This is a genomic window from Moraxella sp. CTOTU49097 (genome assembly GCF_032064105.1).
GTDB lineage: Bacteria > Pseudomonadota > Gammaproteobacteria > Pseudomonadales > Moraxellaceae > Faucicola > Faucicola osloensis_B.
In genome coordinates, this window is the sequence record NZ_DAMBOA010000048.1 from 1 (window position 1) to 1,681 (window position 1,681).

At 44.0% G+C, this 1,681-nt stretch carries 2 protein-coding genes; one reads left to right on the forward strand and one right to left on the reverse strand.

Features of this window, described 5'->3' with window-relative positions:
* The first annotated feature begins 190 nt into the window (after positions 1-190).
* Positions 191-511, forward strand: a complete 321-nt coding sequence (gene nirD / locus RT064_RS10975) for a nitrite reductase small subunit NirD (RefSeq protein WP_313063402.1) — start codon at positions 191-193, stop codon at positions 509-511.
* Positions 512-741: 230 nt separating this feature from the next.
* Here nirD and cobA read toward each other — a convergent pair whose 3' ends face one another.
* A complete protein-coding gene (gene cobA / locus RT064_RS10980; protein WP_313063404.1) occupies positions 742-1,602 on the reverse strand; it encodes a uroporphyrinogen-III C-methyltransferase in 861 nt (286 codons plus the stop codon).
* Between the last annotated feature and the right edge of the window lie 79 nt (positions 1,603-1,681).

Here is a 1,681-nt window from a genome sequence, read left to right on the forward strand (position 1 = left end):
AAGTCGATGACAACGTAGTGTTTGTCGAAGAGCGGAGCCAAATTCGCCCTGCAACGGCTGAGGAAAAGCAAGGATTGGCTTACAACGCTATTGCCGCCCAAGCGGACATCGAGCTTGCTTAATGGTTATCCCATAGCAAAATGGCGCTAACTTAGCATGCCATTTTCAATCAAAACAATGGAAAATTACGATGAATGAAATCTGTAAAATTGACGATATCATCCCCGAAACGGGTGTGTGTGCGCTGGTAAACGGTGAACAAGTGGCCATCTTTCGTACCCAAAATGATGACGTTTTTGCCATGGATAACTTTGATCCTTTTAGTAAGGCTAATGTCATTTCCAGGGGACTACTGGGTAGCTGTGAAATTGACGGACAAAAGGTACGATATGTCGCATCCCCCATGTACAAACAACGCTTTGACTTGGCGACAGGTAAATGCATTGATGATGAGCAAGTGGCGTTAAAATCCTACCCTGTGAGCGTGACCAATGGCGTGGTAATGATTTAGTCTTTATTAACTGTAACGACAGATCGAATTTGCCCAAGCCCCGCACAACATTCTCACAAACATAAAAAAGGCATCAAGACTGCATGCCTTTTTTATGTTTTAGGTGTTAACAAAAATAGAGAGTAAGCAATCAGCTTCCCCCTGTGTCAGCATAGTTATTCTTCTCACTACCCACTGATTAACTGATGAACTTTGGCTACAATCTGTACAGTCTTATCATTCCTACAATGCTACAATGCGGCATACGTTAAAGTAGGCGCATTTAATTGATGATACAGCGACACCACATCACCCATAATCATCACCGCAGGCGATGGTAGTTTAGCGTCATTTTGCAATGCTTGAATGGTGCTTAGCGTACCCACCAAAACTTGCTCGTTAGGACGACTGACATTGGCAATAATCGCAAATGGTGTATCGGCTGATTTACCCGCTTGTAACAGACCTTGGGTTAGATTTGGCAAGGTATTTAATCCCATATAAAACACCACGGTTTGATTATCGGCAAGCAGCTCTGCATATTGTTCATTTGGCGTGTCGGCCTTCAAGAATCCTGTCACAAATTTGACGGATTGCGCATAGTCGCGATGGGTGAGCGGAATATTGACGCTATTGGCGACTGCTAGCGCGGTGGTAATGCCAGCAATCGACTCACAGGCTACACCAGCGCTAATCACGGTTTGCATTTCTTCACCGCCACGCCCGAAGATAAACGGGTCGCCCGACTTTAAGCGTACAATAGTTTTGCCTTGTTGCGCTAGGGTGACCAATAAGCCATTGATGTCTTGCTGGGACATACTGTGTTGGTGGCATTTTTTACCGACATAGATTTTTTCTGCCGTTGTGTTAAGTGCCAAAATCTCATCACTCACCAGATTGTCATAACAAATCACATCCGCTTGCAAGATGGTTTTATAGGCTTTGATGGTCAAGAGTTCGGGGTCGCCTGTACCTGCACCAACCAGATACACTTTGCCCTGATTTTGTACAGCTTTTGCATGTTTGGGGGTTGCAAGAAGGTCAAAACAATTTTCTCTCACGCTGTCATGGGGAAAAAGTTCAACACTCACAGGGCTACTGATTGAAGGCATAGCGGTTTTCCAACATAATCAAACAAGGTAATTTAAAAATGCAATTACCATGCCTAAATTTTAACTCATACCCTTAATC

Excerpts from the sequence above, each read along its gene's own strand:
- cobA (WP_313063404.1), bottom strand. The coding sequence starts at position 1,602 with ATGCCTTCAATCAGTAGCCCTGTGAGTGTTGAACTTTTTCCCCATGAC.
- nirD (WP_313063402.1), top strand. The coding sequence starts at position 191 with ATGAATGAAATCTGTAAAATTGACGATATCATCCCCGAAACGGGTGTG.